Source organism: Bradyrhizobium sp. SZCCHNPS1003 (assembly GCF_032381555.1).
Lineage (GTDB): Bacteria > Pseudomonadota > Alphaproteobacteria > Rhizobiales > Xanthobacteraceae > Bradyrhizobium.
The window spans coordinates 48,584-63,784 of the sequence record NZ_JAUHIU010000010.1 but is presented as its reverse complement, the minus strand read 5'-3'; the positions used below and the strand labels follow the sequence as shown (position 1 = coordinate 63,784).

At 67.2% G+C, this 15,201-nt stretch carries 17 protein-coding genes and 1 pseudogene; 12 read left to right on the top strand and 6 right to left on the bottom strand.

The window, feature by feature from the left end; all coding sequences use genetic code 11:
• Window positions 1-7: 7 nt before the first annotated feature.
• The 5 genes and pseudogenes from QX126_RS17935 to QX126_RS17915 all read right to left on the bottom strand — a co-directional run bounded on the left by QX126_RS17935 (window position 8) and on the right by QX126_RS17915 (window position 4,228).
• On the bottom strand, window positions 8-1,582 hold the full coding sequence (locus QX126_RS17935) for an EAL domain-containing protein (RefSeq protein ID WP_315782655.1): 1,575 nt from the start codon (window positions 1,580-1,582) through the stop codon (window positions 8-10).
• 161 nt (window positions 1,583-1,743) lie between these two features.
• The gene (locus QX126_RS17930; RefSeq protein ID WP_315773336.1) at window positions 1,744-2,931 is read right to left on the bottom strand and encodes an MFS transporter; all 1,188 of its coding nucleotides are present in this window, start codon (window positions 2,929-2,931) and stop codon (window positions 1,744-1,746) included.
• A 27-nt stretch (window positions 2,932-2,958) separates the two neighbouring features.
• Window positions 2,959-3,268: pseudogene (locus QX126_RS17925) on the bottom strand (hypothetical protein); the annotation flags it as partial.
• 59 nt (window positions 3,269-3,327) lie between these two features.
• The gene (locus tag QX126_RS17920) at window positions 3,328-3,645 is read right to left on the bottom strand and encodes a metalloregulator ArsR/SmtB family transcription factor (RefSeq protein ID WP_315712726.1); all 318 of its coding nucleotides are present in this window, start codon (window positions 3,643-3,645) and stop codon (window positions 3,328-3,330) included.
• A gap of 103 nt (window positions 3,646-3,748) precedes the next feature.
• Window positions 3,749-4,228, bottom strand: coding sequence for a hypothetical protein (locus QX126_RS17915; protein WP_315782653.1), 480 nt, complete (start codon window positions 4,226-4,228; stop codon window positions 3,749-3,751).
• 76 nt (window positions 4,229-4,304) lie between these two features.
• On the opposite strand from QX126_RS17915, the gene QX126_RS17910 reads away from it, so the two are divergent.
• The 4 genes from QX126_RS17910 (at window position 4,305) to arsB (ending at window position 6,962) form a co-directional block, all read left to right on the top strand.
• The gene (locus QX126_RS17910; RefSeq protein ID WP_315782651.1) at window positions 4,305-4,955 is read left to right on the top strand and encodes a Crp/Fnr family transcriptional regulator; all 651 of its coding nucleotides are present in this window, start codon (window positions 4,305-4,307) and stop codon (window positions 4,953-4,955) included.
• A 91-nt stretch (window positions 4,956-5,046) separates the two neighbouring features.
• Entirely contained in the window at window positions 5,047-5,409 is a 363-nt protein-coding gene (locus tag QX126_RS17905; protein WP_315738847.1) for a metalloregulator ArsR/SmtB family transcription factor, read from the top strand.
• On the top strand, window positions 5,402-5,929 hold the full coding sequence (locus tag QX126_RS17900) for an arsenate reductase ArsC (RefSeq protein WP_315782649.1): 528 nt from the start codon (window positions 5,402-5,404) through the stop codon (window positions 5,927-5,929). The genes QX126_RS17905 and QX126_RS17900 overlap by 8 nt, the downstream gene beginning before the upstream one ends.
• A 4-nt stretch (window positions 5,930-5,933) precedes the next feature.
• Window positions 5,934-6,962 carry an ACR3 family arsenite efflux transporter gene (arsB, locus tag QX126_RS17895; RefSeq protein ID WP_315782647.1) on the top strand — a complete coding sequence of 343 codons (1,029 nt, stop codon included), beginning with the start codon at window positions 5,934-5,936 and terminating at the stop codon, window positions 6,960-6,962.
• Window positions 6,963-6,995: 33 nt separating this feature from the next.
• Here the strand turns inward: arsB and QX126_RS17890 are convergent, their stop codons facing one another.
• A complete protein-coding gene (locus tag QX126_RS17890) occupies window positions 6,996-7,277 on the bottom strand; it encodes a hypothetical protein (RefSeq protein ID WP_315777164.1) in 282 nt (93 codons plus the stop codon).
• Between the two features lie 344 nt (window positions 7,278-7,621).
• On the opposite strand from QX126_RS17890, the gene QX126_RS17885 reads away from it, so the two are divergent.
• The 8 genes from QX126_RS17885 (at window position 7,622) to glgX (ending at window position 15,196) form a co-directional block, all read left to right on the top strand.
• Complete coding sequence (locus tag QX126_RS17885; RefSeq protein ID WP_315738841.1) at window positions 7,622-7,927, top strand: PepSY domain-containing protein; 306 nt, start codon at window positions 7,622-7,624, stop codon at window positions 7,925-7,927.
• Complete coding sequence (locus tag QX126_RS17880) at window positions 7,928-8,593, top strand: response regulator transcription factor (RefSeq protein WP_315782645.1); 666 nt, start codon at window positions 7,928-7,930, stop codon at window positions 8,591-8,593.
• Window positions 8,590-10,008: a HAMP domain-containing sensor histidine kinase gene (locus QX126_RS17875; protein ID WP_315782643.1), complete on the top strand. Its 1,419-nt coding sequence runs from the start codon at window positions 8,590-8,592 to the stop codon at window positions 10,006-10,008. The genes QX126_RS17880 and QX126_RS17875 overlap by 4 nt, the downstream gene beginning before the upstream one ends.
• A 107-nt stretch (window positions 10,009-10,115) precedes the next feature.
• Complete coding sequence (locus QX126_RS17870; RefSeq protein WP_315782641.1) at window positions 10,116-10,664, top strand: cytochrome b; 549 nt, start codon at window positions 10,116-10,118, stop codon at window positions 10,662-10,664.
• Window positions 10,665-10,724: 60 nt separating this feature from the next.
• Window positions 10,725-11,420, top strand: coding sequence for a VIT1/CCC1 transporter family protein (locus QX126_RS17865; RefSeq protein WP_315782639.1), 696 nt, complete (start codon window positions 10,725-10,727; stop codon window positions 11,418-11,420).
• A gap of 297 nt (window positions 11,421-11,717) precedes the next feature.
• Window positions 11,718-11,969 carry a DUF3551 domain-containing protein gene (locus tag QX126_RS17860; RefSeq protein ID WP_315782638.1) on the top strand — a complete coding sequence of 84 codons (252 nt, stop codon included), beginning with the start codon at window positions 11,718-11,720 and terminating at the stop codon, window positions 11,967-11,969.
• A 654-nt stretch (window positions 11,970-12,623) separates the two neighbouring features.
• Window positions 12,624-12,896 (top strand): DUF3606 domain-containing protein, encoded by a 273-nt coding sequence (locus QX126_RS17855; protein WP_315738834.1) that lies wholly within the window; start codon window positions 12,624-12,626, stop codon window positions 12,894-12,896.
• A gap of 65 nt (window positions 12,897-12,961) precedes the next feature.
• The gene (glgX, locus tag QX126_RS17850; RefSeq protein WP_315782636.1) at window positions 12,962-15,196 is read left to right on the top strand and encodes a glycogen debranching protein GlgX; all 2,235 of its coding nucleotides are present in this window, start codon (window positions 12,962-12,964) and stop codon (window positions 15,194-15,196) included.
• The last annotated feature ends 5 nt before the right edge of the window (window positions 15,197-15,201 follow it).

Genomic DNA, 15,201 nt, shown 5'->3' with positions numbered 1-15,201 from the left:
CTCCCCGTCACGCGGCCAGTTCCGGCTCGCCGGCCTGGCCGGGAACGGCCGAGGCCCGGCGCACGTCGAGAAACTGCTTGAAACGGCCGAGCGACAGCGGCGGCGCGACCAGATAGCCCTGGCCCTCCTCGACGCCGCAGGCGATCAGCGCGTCGACCTGCTCCTGATGCTCGATGCCCTCGGCGACCACGGACATGTCGAGCTCGCGCGCCAGCGCCACCAGCATCTGCACCACCACGATGGCGGACTGGTCGCGGGTGATCGCGTCGACGAAGAACTTGTCGATCTTCAGGATACGCGCGCCCAGCCGCTGGATATAGGACAGGCCACTATGGCCGATGCCGACGTCGTCGAGCGCGACGCGGAAGCCGAGCTCGCTGAGCTCCTTCACGACATCAGTCGCCTTGGCGAGATCGGCGAGCTCCTCGCGCTCGGTGACCTCGAGCACGACCTGGCGGGGGGAGACCGATGACGACGCGACCGTGTTACGCAGATCGTCGATGAAGCGGTCGCCGAGCAGATGGCGCGGGGTGATGTTGACGGACAGCTTGAACAGTTTGTCCTGCTTCATCTCCGGCTGCAGCTCGCGCAAGGCGGTCTTGAGAAGCTGCCAGGTCAGCTTCTCAATGCGGCCGGTGCTCTCGGCGAGCGGGATGAAGCTCATCGGCGGGATCAGCCGGCCGTCCGGCTTCTCCCAGCGCGCCAGGATCTCGCAGCCGACGATGTCGCCGGTCTTCAGTCGGAAGGTCGGCTGCACATAGGGCTTGAACTCGTTGGCCGCGAGCGCGCGATCGAGCTCGGCGACCGGGTCCACCGGACGGCTGAGATAGCTCGCCAGCAGCAGGCCGAACATGCCGCCCAGCGTGCCGGCGGCGAGCATCGTCAGGAGATAAGCGAGGTCGCGGCGCGCGCTCAGGCTCTGCGGTCGCACATGGATCGTGGCCTGCAGCGGATAGCGGTCGGACACGGTGGTGAAGGCGACGGTCTGCGCCGGCGTCTTGGCTAATGTATCGGGTTGATAGCCGGCCACCTGCTCGCCATCGGGCAGGGTCAGGGTGACATTGCTCTCGGCGCGCAGGCCGACCGGCATCACGTCCAGCAGGTTGCCGTCGATGCGCAGGATCGCCGCCAGCGACCGTTGCGGGTCGATGTCGCGCATCACGCCGAACGCGGCGCCGGTGAACTGCTCGACGCGGAACAGCCGCAGCTCGCCGTCGGCGGACTTGAACATCTCGTCGCGCCGCGCCCAGCCATTGTCGAATTCGAGCGTTTCGGAATAGGCCGCGCACTCGACCGCGCCGCCGCGATCGACGGTGCGGATGTCCTTGATGATGGTGCCTTGATAGACGTGAAGGCGCAGCGCCTGTAGCGCGACGGCGCTGCAATCCATCGGTCCTTTCGCGATCAGGCGGTTCAGGATCGATCCGGCCGAGTCGATCGCGGCCTCGGAACGGCGCAACGCCACCTTGCTGAGCTCGCTGAGCTGCCGCGCGGTCTGGTTGCCGATCAGCGCGGTCACGGCCAAATCGGCGCCGGCCAGGAAGATCCCGACGCAGGCGGCCACCGCCCCGACACGAAGCATGTGTTTGCGCTGCAATGCCATCGTGTGGTGAACACCCCCGTATGACCACGGGTATCCTTCAATCCAACCTTCAACTTTCCGTATATGCGCCCCAGGATGCCCGTCCGCAGCGGCAGGTTGGGCTGTGGGCGCAGCAAGCTGGTTAAGGAAGTGCTACCGGCTCAGGCCGCCTTGTCGGTCGTGCTGCGCGGCACCGCCGCCTCGGCGCGCCCGGCCGGGAGCAGCATCAAGGCGGCGAGCGCCGACAGGCTGAGGCTCGCCGACACGATCAGCACGCCGCGGCCGAGCCCGTCGATCAGCAGGCCGAACAGCAGCGGCGCGAAGGCCTGGCAGATCCGTGACGGCGCCCCGATCAGGCCGAGCCGGTAGGCGTAGTTGACGGGGCCGAAGATCGCGAGCGGCAGGGTGCCGCGAGCGATCGTCAGGATGCCGTTGCCGGAGCCGTGCAGCAGCGCGAAGGCCGCCGCGGCGCCGCCGCCGAACAGCCCGATCGTCACGGCGGCGATCGGATGGGTGATGCAGGCGAGCCGCGCCGAGGCGAGCGGATGGAAGCGGCTGAGGAAGCCGGCCTCGAACACCCGCGCGGCGACCTGCGCCGGCCCGATCATCATGCCTGCGAACAGCGCCTGCGCCGGCGTAGCGCCGAACGCCTGCATCAGCCGCGGCAGATGCACCGCCATCGCCGCGGTCACGGTCCAGGCCGCGGCCATCGCAAACGCGATCAGCACCATCGGGCGGTCGAGCGGGATGTTCGGCTTGCCGGTCGGCATCTCGCCGGGCGCCATCTGGGTCGCACGCGGCAGCGACAAATTGAGCGGCAGGCCGATCACGAGGTGCGCGATCGCCCAGGCGAAACAGGTCTCGCGCCAGCCGATCGTCGCGAGCCCCAGCGTGCTCAGCGGCCAGCCGACGGTGGAGGCGAAGCCCGCGATCAGGGTGATGCCGGTGATCGCGCCGCGTGCATCCTTGCCATAGATGCGCCCGAGCGCGCCGAACGCGGCGTCATAGAGGCCGAGCCCCATGCCGACGCCGAGCCACAGCCACGCCAGCGCCATCACCCACAGCGAATGCGACAGGCCGAGCAGCGCCAGCCCGATCGCCAGCACGATGTTGGAGGCGCACAGCACCTGACGGCCGCCGACGCGGTCGATCTGGCGGCCGATGCGCGGACCCAACAGGCCGGAGATGATCAGCGAGGCCGAGAACGCGCCGAAGAACCAGTTGTTGGACAGGCCGAGATCCCTGGCGATCGGGTCGGCGAGGATCGCCGGCAGATAGTAGCTCGATCCCCAGGCCAGCGTCTGGGCGGTGCCGAGAGCGATGACCACGCCCAGCCGTCGTGCCTGCATTCCGTTAGACCTCTGCTTGGCTCTACGTCACGAACAGCCGCAGCCGCTGCGGCCAGCCTCCTTGGCCTTGGCATCATCGGCACAGCAACTGTCTACGCCGGACGGCGCCGGTCCGCCACAGCAGCCGGACAGGGCTGCAATGCTCTCCAGTCCGCCGCGGGTGCAGACGCCGGTCTCCGGCAGCTTCAACGGCGCTGCCGCCGCCGAACGCCTTCGCGGGATCGTCGCTGCGCAACAGCCAGATCGCCTGCGTGCCCGGCGCGTCCTCGGCCAATGCGGCCAGGTCGATCAAGGTGCCGATCGCCGAGTGGCCGGCGCCGATGATCGCGACCGTCTTGGCGTCCGTCATTTATTACTCCTATATTTCTAGAAATATCGAATTAAAAGGCGAGATCATCAAGCGGCCGGCCTCGCGGTGCCGCAGTCGCGCTCCTCGACGCAGCATTCGGAAACCAGAAAGCCGAGCAGGGACCGCATCACGTCGTATTCGGCATGGCAGACCAGCGTCGTGCCCTCGCGCATCTGCGAGATCAGCCCGACCGCGACCAGCGTCTTGACGTGGTGCGACAGCGTGGACGCCGGGACCTTCAGCCGCTCCTGCAGCCGGCCGACCGGCATCCCGGCATGCCCGGCGCGCACCAGCGCGCGGTAGATCTTCAGGCGCGTGGTGTTGCCAAGGGCTTCCAGGCGGGCAGCGGCGTCATCGAGCTTCATGGCGTGAAGGATGCGGCATGCGGCCCGCCGGAGTCAAACGATATTTCTAGAATATTGGAAATATCCATGAGCGCGCGCCGCGCGCGGTCGGTTGTCCGGCGCGCTATCTCAGCCGGTAGCCGGCATGGCAGCCGACGCAGGCGGCCATCGTCTCGCCGAGCGCCTTCAGCGCCGGCTTGAGGTCTCCGGTCACGCCCGCGTTCTGCGCTTCGATGGCGAACCGGCTCGCCGCTTTGTGCATGGCGGTGCCGGCCTCCTGCATGCCCTGCGGCATGAAACCGGCGACCTCAGCGGCGCCGTGCAGCCGCAGCGAGCTCATCCCCAGGCGTTGCTCGGCGATCTGGCCTGCCTTGTCCGGCTCGCCCGCCGCCAGCGCGTCGTTGATCTGCTGCAGCGCCAGCAAATGGTCGCGCATGTTGGCGAGGGTGTGCTCGGCGAGATCGGGCGGAAACGCCACCCGCTCGCGCGGGTCTGGCGGAAGCGCCCCGTGGCTGCCGTGGTCGTGATGGCCGTGGTGCTGCGCCGTGGCGATGCCGGCGGACGCAACGAAGGCCAGCACAATGGCGGCAAGACGCAGGCGCATGAGGACCTCCATTTGAGCGAACGCGGTGACGTCTTCCCTAGACCGCGCAGCCGGCGGCACATATGATCCTGATCATATGCCGAGGATCATCCATCTCCCGCCCGAGGGCACGCGCCCGTCGCTCGACTGGCGCGCCCTTGCACGGCTGTCGCCATTGCTTGCCGCTCTGCCGGCGGCCGCGCGGTTGCAGACCCGGCACATCCAGGTGCCGCACCAGGGCACGGTGTTCTGTCGGGGTGATCGGCCGCGGGCGATGTTCTTCGTGCTGACCGGCGAGGTGCGATTGCTGCGCCGCTCGCGCGCCGGCGACGACATCATCCTGCAGCGTGCGCGGCGGGGCTTTCTCGCCGAGGCCAGCCTCGATCAGGCGTCGTATCATTGCGACGCCGTCGCGGCGCAGGATTCAGCGCTGCTCGCGATCGACCGCAAGGCCTTCGCCGAGGTGCTGCGCCGTCCCGAGATCAGGGACCGATGGTACGACCATCTCGCCCGCGAGTTGCGCACGGTCCGGGCACAGTCGGAGCGGCTCAGCCTGAAGACGGCGCGCGAGCGGATCGTCCACTTCATCGAGACCGAAGGGGAGGGCGGCGAGGTCGAGCTCGGCCGGTCGAAGAAGGACTGGGCCGCCGAGCTCGGCGTCACCCATGAGGCGCTCTATCGCGCCCTGGCGCGCATGGAACGGGACGGCGAGCTCATCGTCGACGGCACCCGCCTGCGCTTGCGATGAGCCTTCGGGCGCGTCGTCTCCGTTCGTCGACAACGACCATTCGAGCTCGTCGGCCTTGACGCCGACTCTATATATCGATAATTCTGGATATATGGAAAACGAACAAGCCGTTCTGGCCTTGGCGGCGCTGGCGCAACCGACGCGCCTGCAGGCCTTTCGCACCCTGGTGCAGCACGAGCCCGACGGTCTGCCGGCCGGCGAGCTCGCACGTCTGCTGGAGGTGCCGCAGAACACGCTGTCGGCGCATCTGTCCGTGTTGGCGCGCGCCGGCCTCGTCAGCTCGATCAGGCACAGCCGATCGATCGTCTACCGCATCGACCTCGCGCAATTTCAGAAGGTCGCGCTGTTTCTGCTGCAGGACTGTTGCGGCGGCCGACCGGAGGTCTGCGCGCCCGTCGTCGCAAGCCTTACCCCCTGCTGTCCGCCCAAGCGCAAGGAGAAGAATCGTGTCTGACCGCGTCTACAATGTGCTGTTCCTCTGCACCGGAAATTCGGCGCGCTCGGTGCTGGCCGAGTCGATCCTGCGCAAGGACGGCGCCGGCCGCTTCCGCGCCTTCTCGGCCGGCAGCACGCCCAAGGGCGCGGTGCATCCGTTGGCGCTCGAGCTGCTCAGGCGCATGGACTATCCGACGGACGATCTGCGCTCGAAGAGCTGGAGCGAGTTCGCCGTCGCCGGCGCGCCGGCGATGGATTTCGTCTTCACCGTCTGCGACAACGCCGCCGGCGAGGCGTGTCCGATCTGGCCGGGGCAACCGATGACCGCGCATTGGGGCATCGAGGATCCGGCGGCGGCCGAAGGCACGGACCTGGAGAAGCTCGCGGCGTTCACGACCGCCTTCCGCTATCTGAAGAACAGGATCGACGCCTTCATCAATCTGCCGCTCGGTCGCATCGATTCGATGTCGCTCGGCACGCGGCTGCGCGAGATCGGGACGGGCGAGGGGGCAACGTCGTTCCGCTCCGACGTGGCCTGATCTGATGACGATCTTCGAGCGCTATCTGACGGTCTGGGTCCTGCTCTGCATCGTCGCAGGCATCGGTCTCGGCCATCTCATGCCGGGGCTGTTCGCGGCTGTCGCGTCGGCGGAGGTGGCACGGGTCAATCTGCCGGTCGCGGCCCTGATCTGGCTGATGATCATTCCGATGCTGCTGAAGATCGATTTCGCCGCGCTCGGCAACGTGAAGGAGCATTGGCGCGGCATCGGCGTCACCCTGGTCGTGAACTGGGCCATCAAGCCGTTTTCGATGGCTCTGCTCGGCAGCGTTTTCATCGGCCATGTGTTCGCGCCGATGCTTCCCGCAAGCCAGTTGTCGTCCTACGTGGCGGGTCTGATCCTGCTGGCCGCGGCGCCGTGCACGGCGATGGTGTTCGTCTGGTCGAATCTGTGCGAGGGCGAGCCGCACTACACGCTGAGCCAGGTCGCGCTCAACGACGTCATCATGGTGTTCCTGTTCGCGCCGCTGGTGGGCCTGCTGCTCGGCGTCGCCTCGATCTCGGTGCCATGGACCACCCTGCTGCTGTCGGTGCTGCTCTACATCGTTGTGCCCGTCATCATCTCGCAACTCTGGCGTCGCGCCTTGTTGCGGACGAAGGGCGGGGCATTGGAGCGCACCTTGCGGGTGCTGCAACCGGTCTCCCTCGCGGCGCTGCTCGGTACGCTCGTGCTGCTGTTCGGCTTCCAGGGCGAGCAGATCCTGAAGCAGCCGGTCGTCATCGCGATCCTTGCCGTGCCGATCCTGATCCAGGTCTATCTGAACGCGGGGATCGCCTATTGGCTCAGCCGCCGGCTCGGCGTGGCCTGGTGCGTCGCGGCTCCGGCCGCCTTGATCGGCGCCAGCAATTTCTTCGAGCTGGCGGTTGCCGCCGCGATCAGCCTGTTCGGGCTCGACTCGGGGGCCGCGCTCGCGACGGTCGTCGGGGTTCTTGTCGAAGTCCCCGTGATGCTCTCGGTCGTGCGCATCGTCAGGGCGACGCGTCGCTGGTACGAAGCGGGACTGCCGGCCTAGCTCCGCGCGGCGCTTCGCCAGGGGCGGTTCGCCTCACCGCCGCGGCTCGTCCTGATCGTCGTCGTCGCCTTCGCGCTCGCGGCGGGCCGGCTCGTAGCTCAGCGGCGGGCTTTCGGCCCGCGCATGCAGCGCCGCAAGATGCGGGTAGGCCCCAAGACCAGCTCCAAGACCAGCTCCAAGATCAGCTTCAAGACCGCCGTCCACGGCACGGGCTACCGGCACCAGCGTGGGCGCCGTCTCCCGGCTGGCTTGTGACATGGCCAAGATGCCGCCCAGCCCCGCCAGCACGGCTGCCAATGTCATCGTCTTACGCATGCTCGTCTCCGAACTCACCGCCCCCGGCTCGCTCCGTCCTGAAGCGATCATGTTGCAACGAGACTGACGGCATCCCGTCGGGTCGTGTCAGCGGGGAGTCAGCTTGCCTCGGGCAGGATGCCGATCCTGTGCGAGTTTCCACCCCCGCATCTGTCTGATGCGCAATTCCGACATCGGAAGTTCAAACTATCATCCGCACCACCTCGGTAGCATTTGCGAATGCTCCGCAATTCGTGCCCCGCAATTCGAACCAGTGGCGAGAGCGCAACGAATGACGACGATCTCTGAAGATGACGGCGTCAGGCCCCGGAAGGATCATGCATTTGCCTCAAATTGGACGGTTCATGCGCATCACGGCATCTGCGATGCTGATCTCGACGGCTGCGTCCGCGGCGACGGTGGCGCGCGAGGATGATCGTGAGCGCCGTGATGCCATGCGTCATGCCGTGGAGGCGGGCGACGTCTTGCCGCTGTCGCAGATCCTGCCGAGATTGCGTGGCCGGGTCGCCGGCGACGTGATGGGGATCGATGTCGAGCGCCTGCGTGGCCGTTGGCGCTATGAGTTTCGGGTGATCGGCCGCGATGGCCGCGTGCGTGAGGTCTATGTCGATGCGCGCAGCGGCGAGATCGAACGGATCGAGGAAAAGTAGATGCGTGTGCTGCTGGTCGAGGATGATCCGCGGCTGGCGTCCGACCTGGCGCGGACGCTGCAGGCGGCGGGCTATCTGGTCGAAACGTCCGACAACGGCGAGCAGGCCTGGTTTCTCGGCGACACCGAGGATTATGGCGCCGTGATCCTCGATCTCGGCCTCCCCGGCATGGACGGCCTGTCGGTGCTGAAGCGCTGGCGCGGCGCGGGGCGACACATGCCGGTGCTGATCCTGACGGCGCGCGCGAGCTGGGCGGAGCGGGTCGACGGCATCGATGCCGGCGCCGACGACTATCTGCCGAAGCCGTTTCGCAACGAGGAGCTGCTGGCGCGATTGCGCGCGATCGTGCGGCGGTCCGCCGGCCGTGCGGCGCCGGTGCTCTCGTCCGGCGACCTGACGCTCGACGAGCGCCAGATGAAGGTCAGCCTGTCCGGCGTGCCGGTGACGCTGTCGCAGCTCGAATACCGGCTGATCGCCTATCTGCTGCGGCAGAGCGGCCGCGTCGTGCCGCAGCATGAGCTGGAGGAGAACGTCTACGGCCTCGGCCACGAGCACGACTCCAACGCGCTCGAGGTGCTGATCCGGCGCGTCCGCAAGAAGCTCGGCGCCGACATCATCGAGACCCGCCGCGGCTTTGGCTACATGATCCCGGAGACGGCGGAATGAGGCTCGGCTCGCTGCGGCTGCGGCTGGTGGCGGCGGGCACCATCGCGCTGCTGGTCGCGCTCGGCGTCGCCGGCTTCGGCATGGTCGTGCTGTTCAAGCGCCACGTCGCGCGGACGCTCGCCTCCGATCTCGATATTCACCTGCGCCAATTGCTGAACGGCCTCGAGGTCGATGCGGAAGGGCGCATCGTGGTCGCGCGGCCGCCGGCCGATCCGCGCTTCGTGGTGCCGCTGTCGGGGCTGTACTGGCAGATCTCGGACGATCATGGCCAGTTGCTGCGCTCGCGCTCGCTGTGGGACACCATCCTGCCGCTGCCGATCGACGAGCCCGGACCGAGCGACGTGCATCAGCATGAGCTCGCCGGGCCGGATGGCGAACACGTGCTGGTCGCCGAGCGCGGCATCCTGATGAATCCGGAAAGCCAGATCCGCGTGCGCGCGGCCGTGGCCTACGGCCTCGACGGTGCCACCAGCGCGGTGCTGACCTTCGCCAAGGATCTGTCGATCGCGCTCGCCGTGCTGGCCGTCATCCTCGCCGTCGGCACGTCGGTTCAGGTCACTCTCGGCCTGCGTCCGCTCGGCGTGCTGCGCCGTGGCGTCGCCGAGATCCGCAGCGGTCGGCGCCAGCATCTTCCCGTGGACGTGCCGACCGAGGTGGCGCCGCTGGTCGAGGAGGTCAACGCGTTGCTCGATGCGCAGCAGCGCGAGATCATGCGCTCGCGCAGCCGTGCGGCCGATCTCGCTCACGGCTTCAAGACGCCGCTCGCCGCCCTCACGGCCGACGCCGCGCGCTTGAGGGAGCTCGGCCAGCTCGAGCTGGCGCGCAACATCGAGGATGTCGCCGAGGCGATGAGCCGGCAGGTTGATCGCGAGCTGGCGCTGGCGCGGCTGCGCGGCAAGGCCCGCGGCGGGCCGGAGGCCGCGACCGAGCTCGCGCCTTTGGTGAATGCGCTGCTCGGGACGCTCGGCCGCACGCCGGCGGCCGCCCATGTCAGCTTCGATGGCGAGGTGCCCCCGGGCCTGAGCGTCGGCATGGATCGGACGGATCTCGCCGAGGTGCTCGGCAATCTGCTGGAGAACGCCGCGCGTCATGCGGCGAGCACGGTTCGCATCGTCGCGAATGCGACCCCTCTGATCGTCATCGTCGAGGATGACGGTCCGGGCATTCCGGACGCGAAGATCGGCCGCGTGCTCGAGCGCGGCGGCCGCCTCGACGAGCAGGGGCCGGGCAGCGGGCTGGGGCTCGCGATCGTGCAGGACGTGCTCGAAGCCTATGGCTGGCGGCTGCAGATCGGCCGTTCCGAGCTGGGCGGCGCCAGGATCACGATCGCGCCGGCCATCGTCTCGGCGCTCCGCTGGCCGCAGCCCGCGATGTCCCAGGCGACCCCGGCGCCGTCCATTCTGACAGCAGGCTGACATCCCGCGTCAGCGGCGCGACGCCCCCGGTCAGCTATTACCTCAGGTCATGACGCCCCGCGCGGCTTGCCACCGCGGGGGTGCCCAATGGTCGAAGGAAGCTGATCATGCGTATTCGAAATTCCGCCAAGGCGTATGGGTCCGTCGCGATCGGGCTGCACTGGATCGTCGCCGTGCTGGTGCCGGCGGCCTGGATCTCGGGTCATCTCGGCGACATCCTGCCACGCGGCTCTCATGACACGGGCCTGTTCATGCACGTCTCGCTCGGGCTGGCGATGCTGGGCTTTGCGCTCGCGCGCCTGGCCTGGCGTCTGGCCGATCCGCCGCCGGCGCCTGAAGCGACCAAATTCGGCGCGTGGACCGTTCACGTCGGCGAGATCACGCATCTGCTGATCTACGGCATCATGTTCGCCATTCCGGTCCTCGGCATCGTCACCCAGTTTGCCCGCGGCTACGGCTTGCCGGTGTTCGGCCTGTTCGAGATCGCCTCACCCTGGGTCGGCGACCGCGGCTTCGCCCACGACATGAAGGAGATGCACGAGGCGCTGGCCAATGGCCTGATGATCCTGATCGGCCTGCACGCCGGTGCGGCGCTGCTGCATCATTACTGGCTGCACGATCGCACCCTGCGGCGGATGGTGCCGGGACTGCGGTGATCGGTCCTGTCATCCGGGCCTGCTAAGAGGCCTCCGTCGATCACGCCATCGGAGGCCGTCATGCCGGCAACGCCGCACATCGAAAAGCACTTCACCGCGTCGGAAGTCGTCCGCGACGTCGTGATCGGCATGGCCGACGGGCTCACCGTGCCGTTCGCGCTCGCCGCCGGTCTCTCGGCTGCGGTCGCCAAGACCGACGTGATCGTCACCGCCGGCCTTGCCGAGGTCGTCGCCGGCGCGATCGCGATGGGGCTCGGCGGTTATCTCGCCGCCCGCTCCGACGCCGAGCACTATGCCGCCGAGGAGAAGCGGGAGCACGACGAGATCGAGCACCTTCGCGGCCGCGAGGTCGAGGAGGTTGCGGCGATCTTCCGCGGCTATGGTCTCGAAGGCCAGGCCTTGGCGACCGTGGTCGACGCCATCGCGTCCGATCGCAAGCGCTGGGTCGACTTCATGATGCGCTTCGAGCTCGGTCTCGAACGCCCGGATCCGAAGCGCGCGCCGGTCAGCGCCGTGACCATCGGCGGCTCCTACGTGATCGGCGGCCTGATCCCGCTGATCCCCTACATGCTGGCGCCTGACATCTCGTCCGCACTCCGGATCTCCGTGGTCGCAACCGGCATCGCGCTCTTGATCTTCGGCGCCATCAAGGGCCACTTCACCGGCGTCAACAAGATCAAGTCGGCGCTGCAGACGGCGCTGGTCGGCGGCCTCGCCGCCGGCGCCGCGTTCTGGCTGGCGCATCTGTTCGGGTAGGGCGGGACAGGATTGCGGTCGAGGCCATTCGGAAGAAGGTCACCGGGCCGGTCATGATTGACGAGGGACCGTAGGGTGGGCAAAGGCGCGCCGGGGCGAGGCCTGTCGGGCGAGCTTTCGCGCGCGCCGTGCCCACCGCCCGCACCCAGCGCCGCCGATGGTGGGCACGCGCCGCCTTTGGCGTCGCTTTGCCCCACCCTACGGCAGCGTCGTCTGCGGCAAAGGGCTTTACCCGAGTTCGAGATCGCCGCGCCGGCAGACCCTTTCGGATTGGTCAGCCTCGTGCCATGATGTGTGATGATGCGCGCGCTTCTCCTCATGACTTCGATCACAGTGCTTGCAACCGCTCCGGCCGCAGCTCAACGGTTCGATGGGATTGATCCGGTGTGCCTCCAGACATGGGAGTGGGGCGGTTCCAGCACAATCTCGTGCCAGTACAGGTCGTGGGAGGCGTGTAGAGCGGGGGCTGCGGGCATGTCGGCCATGTGCTTGCCGAACCCCTATGTACAACGCCCGTCTGAGCCAAGCCGCCGTCGGCCTCCCCGGTAGGCGCCGATTGCGATTTGACAACACCCCAATCGTCAACGGAGCGGGCACGCGCCGCCCGATGCTTGCTCGGGCTGATCGGAACCAGTCTGTATTTCTGAGAAAAATAAATCTGTTGCCATTTTTCGGAAATCGTGCTTGATTGTCTCCATCCCGTGCTCCTCAAGAGGGGCGCTTCGCGATCGTCACGGAACGTTGGGCGCGGGATGCGGTGGCTGTAGGATGCCGCAGCGTGGGGCGACTCGCGCGGACGAACGGCAGCTTGCGGACGCGAAGTCGCGTGGTCCTGGCGCCCCGATGCTGGCGCCAAGTCTTCGGGCGATGATCCCGAGGGCGACGGTGACTAACAAGCCGGTACACCGAGGAGATCGCGAATTAAGCGTGAAAACCATCGCGCGGGGAATGCCGGGATGTCTCGGCTGAACCTGTGGTGACTGCCGCCTGCTTTTTTCTGCAGGCGGGCCATGGGGGCGGCCAGCTCCCGGCATTCCCTGCGCCCTCTGCCTGATCAGGGGGCAATACCGATGACATCACTCGGGCGCATGGCGCCGCGAGAGCAGTGACGCACGTGTTCATGGCGATGCCCAGGGGGGAGGGAGCCCGTCGCGGGAACCAAATTCCGCAGCCAAGGTTAGCTGGCATGCAGGAGGACTCCCGATGCGCCGTCCGAAGATTCAGCCGTCCCGCAACAAGCTCGACATGACCGATCAGGCCCAGGTCCGCGTGGTGACCAAGCGGCTGAAGATGTCGCCTGGGGAATTGTCCGAGATGGTCGAACGCATCGGCAACTCCATCGCTGCCATCACCAAGGAAGTCGCGCAGCAGCGAGCCGCGAAGGCAGCGCCGGAAGGAGCTGTGATCGCGTCGGTGACGGTGACCGAGACCAAGGCGGAAGTGATCGTGCCGGACGAGACGCCAGCGGCAACCTAGCAATCGACGCTGATCATCGAGACCCCCGGCAATCGATCTGGGGAATCGGACGAAGGGGGCAAAGGATGGACCAACGCACCGACCTCGGTGACGCGTTGACGCGGGCCGCATTCAACCTGCGCAAGACCAGGATCAGCGAAGGCCGGCCGTTTCCGTTCGGCGCCACCTGGGACGGGCTCGGCGTCAACTTCGCGATCTTTTCCGCGCACGCGACCAAGGTCGAGCTGTGCCTGTTCGACGAGACCGGCGAGTTCGAGCTCGAGCGCATCGAGCTGCCCGAATACACCGACGAGGTCTGGCACGGCTACCTGCCGGCCGCGCGGCCCGGCACGGTGTATGGCTATCGCGTGCATGGACCCTACGAGCCGGACGCCGGTCACAGGTTCAATCCGAACAAGCTCGTGATCGACCCCTATGCCAAGCAGCTCGTCGGCAACCTGCGCTGGGGGCCGGAGCTGTTCGGCTACCGGCTCGATCACGCCGACAAGGACCTGTCGTTCGACGACCGCGACAGTGCGCCCTTGATGCTGAAGTGCCGGGTCATCGATCCCGCCTTCACCTGGGGCACCTCACGCAAGCCGGAAATTCCGTGGGAGCGGACGATCTTCTACGAGATGCACGTCAAGGGCTTCACCAAGCTGCATCCGCTGGTGCCCGAGGCCGACCGCGGCACCTTCGCCGGTCTCGCGCATCAGGACATTCCGGCCTATCTGCGCTCCCTGGGCATCACCTCGGCCGAGCTGTTGCCGATCCACGCCTTCATCGACGACAGCTATCTGGTCGAGAAGGGGCTGCGCAACTACTGGGGCTACAATTCGATCGGCTTCTTCGCGCCGGAGCCGCGCTATCTGAAGACGCCGTTCGCGACCGAATTCAAGACCATGGTCAACCAGTTCCACGCCAACGGCATCGAGGTGATCCTCGACGTGGTCTACAACCACACCGCCGAAGGCAACGAGCTCGGGCCGACCTTGTCGTTCAAGGGCATCGACAATGCCAGCTACTACCGGCTGATGCCGGACCAGAAACGCTACTACATCAACGACACCGGCACCGGCAATACGGTGAACCTGTCGCACCAGCGCGTGCTGCAGCTCGTCGCGGACTCCCTGCGCTATTGGGCGACCGAGATGCGGGTCGACGGCTTCCGCTTCGATCTCGCCACCATCCTGGCGCGCGAGCCCTATGGCTTCGACGAGGGCGGCAGCTTCCTGGATGCCTGTCGTCAGGACCCTGTGCTGTCGAGCGTCAAGCTGATCGCCGAGCCCTGGGACATCGGTCCGGGCGGCTATCAGGTCGGCCAGTTTCCACCGGGCTGGGCGGAATGGAACGACAAGTTCCGCGACACCGCGCGTGCGTTCTGGAAGGGCGATGGCGGCACGCTCGCCGATTTCGCCAAGCGCATCTCCGGCTCGGGCGATCTGTTCAACAAGCGCGGCCGCCGCCCCTGGGCGAGCGTGAACTTCATCACCGCGCATGACGGCTTCAACCTCAACGACCTCGTCTCCTACAACGACAAGCACAACGAGGCCAATGGCGAGGACAATCGCGACGGCCACAGCAACAACCACTCCTGGAATTGCGGCGTCGAGGGACCGACCGACGATCCCGAGATCACCGCGTTGCGCGAGCGCCAGAAGCGCAATCTGCTGGCCACGATGCTGCTGTCGCATGGCACGCCGATGCTGCTGGCCGGCGACGAGTTCGGCCATACCCAGAACGGCACCAACAACGCCTATGCGCAGGACAATGAGACCACCTGGCTCGACTGGATGGGCATCACGCCGCAGGGGCGGGCGTTGCGCGAATTCACGCGCAAGCTGATCGCCATGCGCAAGGCGTTTCCGATCCTCTATCGCAGCCGCTTCCTGATCGGCTCGCACAATGAGGACCTCGGCGTCAACGACGTGACCTGGCTCGACCCGTCGGGCGAGGAGATGACGACGGAGCAGTGGACTGACGATCACGCGCGTTGTTTCGGCATGCTGCTCGACGGCCGCGCCCAGGAGACCGGCGTCAAGCGGCGTGGCTCGGATGCGACGCTCCTGCTGGTCTACAACGCGCATTTCGACGTCGTGAACTTCACGCTTCCGTCCGTGCCCGAAGGCCATAATTGGCTGGCGCTGCTCGACACCAACCAGCCGGATGCACAGCCGCAGTCGCTGCCCTTCGGCCATGTCTACGCGGTGACCGGCCGCTCGCTGCTGGCACTCGGCCTGTCCTCGGAGCAGCAGCCGATGCGCAGCCTGCGCCATGGCCTCGGCGCGTTGCTCGACGTCGCGGAGGCGCCGCTGGGGTAGGATGT

What these genes read in the sequence shown, in the direction of transcription:
- QX126_RS17880 (WP_315782645.1), top strand. Translation starts at nt 7,928, where the DNA reads ATGCGTGTGCTGCTGGTCGAGGATGATCCGCGGCTGGCGTCCGACCTG.
- QX126_RS17930 (WP_315773336.1), bottom strand. Translation starts at nt 2,931, where the DNA reads ATGCAGGCACGACGGCTGGGCGTGGTCATCGCTCTCGGCACCGCCCAG.
- QX126_RS17935 (WP_315782655.1), bottom strand. Translation starts at nt 1,582, where the DNA reads ATGCTTCGTGTCGGGGCGGTGGCCGCCTGCGTCGGGATCTTCCTGGCC.
- QX126_RS17920 (WP_315712726.1), bottom strand. Translation starts at nt 3,645, where the DNA reads ATGAAGCTCGATGACGCCGCTGCCCGCCTGGAAGCCCTTGGCAACACC.
- QX126_RS17885 (WP_315738841.1), top strand. Translation starts at nt 7,622, where the DNA reads ATGCGCATCACGGCATCTGCGATGCTGATCTCGACGGCTGCGTCCGCG.
- QX126_RS17855 (WP_315738834.1), top strand. Translation starts at nt 12,624, where the DNA reads ATGCGCCGTCCGAAGATTCAGCCGTCCCGCAACAAGCTCGACATGACC.
- glgX (WP_315782636.1), top strand. Translation starts at nt 12,962, where the DNA reads ATGGACCAACGCACCGACCTCGGTGACGCGTTGACGCGGGCCGCATTC.
- QX126_RS17870 (WP_315782641.1), top strand. Translation starts at nt 10,116, where the DNA reads ATGCGTATTCGAAATTCCGCCAAGGCGTATGGGTCCGTCGCGATCGGG.
- QX126_RS17865 (WP_315782639.1), top strand. Translation starts at nt 10,725, where the DNA reads ATGCCGGCAACGCCGCACATCGAAAAGCACTTCACCGCGTCGGAAGTC.
- QX126_RS17910 (WP_315782651.1), top strand. Translation starts at nt 4,305, where the DNA reads ATGCCGAGGATCATCCATCTCCCGCCCGAGGGCACGCGCCCGTCGCTC.
- QX126_RS17860 (WP_315782638.1), top strand. Translation starts at nt 11,718, where the DNA reads ATGATGCGCGCGCTTCTCCTCATGACTTCGATCACAGTGCTTGCAACC.
- arsB (WP_315782647.1), top strand. Translation starts at nt 5,934, where the DNA reads ATGACGATCTTCGAGCGCTATCTGACGGTCTGGGTCCTGCTCTGCATC.
- QX126_RS17915 (WP_315782653.1), bottom strand. Translation starts at nt 4,228, where the DNA reads ATGCGCCTGCGTCTTGCCGCCATTGTGCTGGCCTTCGTTGCGTCCGCC.
- QX126_RS17875 (WP_315782643.1), top strand. Translation starts at nt 8,590, where the DNA reads ATGAGGCTCGGCTCGCTGCGGCTGCGGCTGGTGGCGGCGGGCACCATC.
- QX126_RS17890 (WP_315777164.1), bottom strand. Translation starts at nt 7,277, where the DNA reads ATGCGTAAGACGATGACATTGGCAGCCGTGCTGGCGGGGCTGGGCGGC.
- QX126_RS17905 (WP_315738847.1), top strand. Translation starts at nt 5,047, where the DNA reads ATGGAAAACGAACAAGCCGTTCTGGCCTTGGCGGCGCTGGCGCAACCG.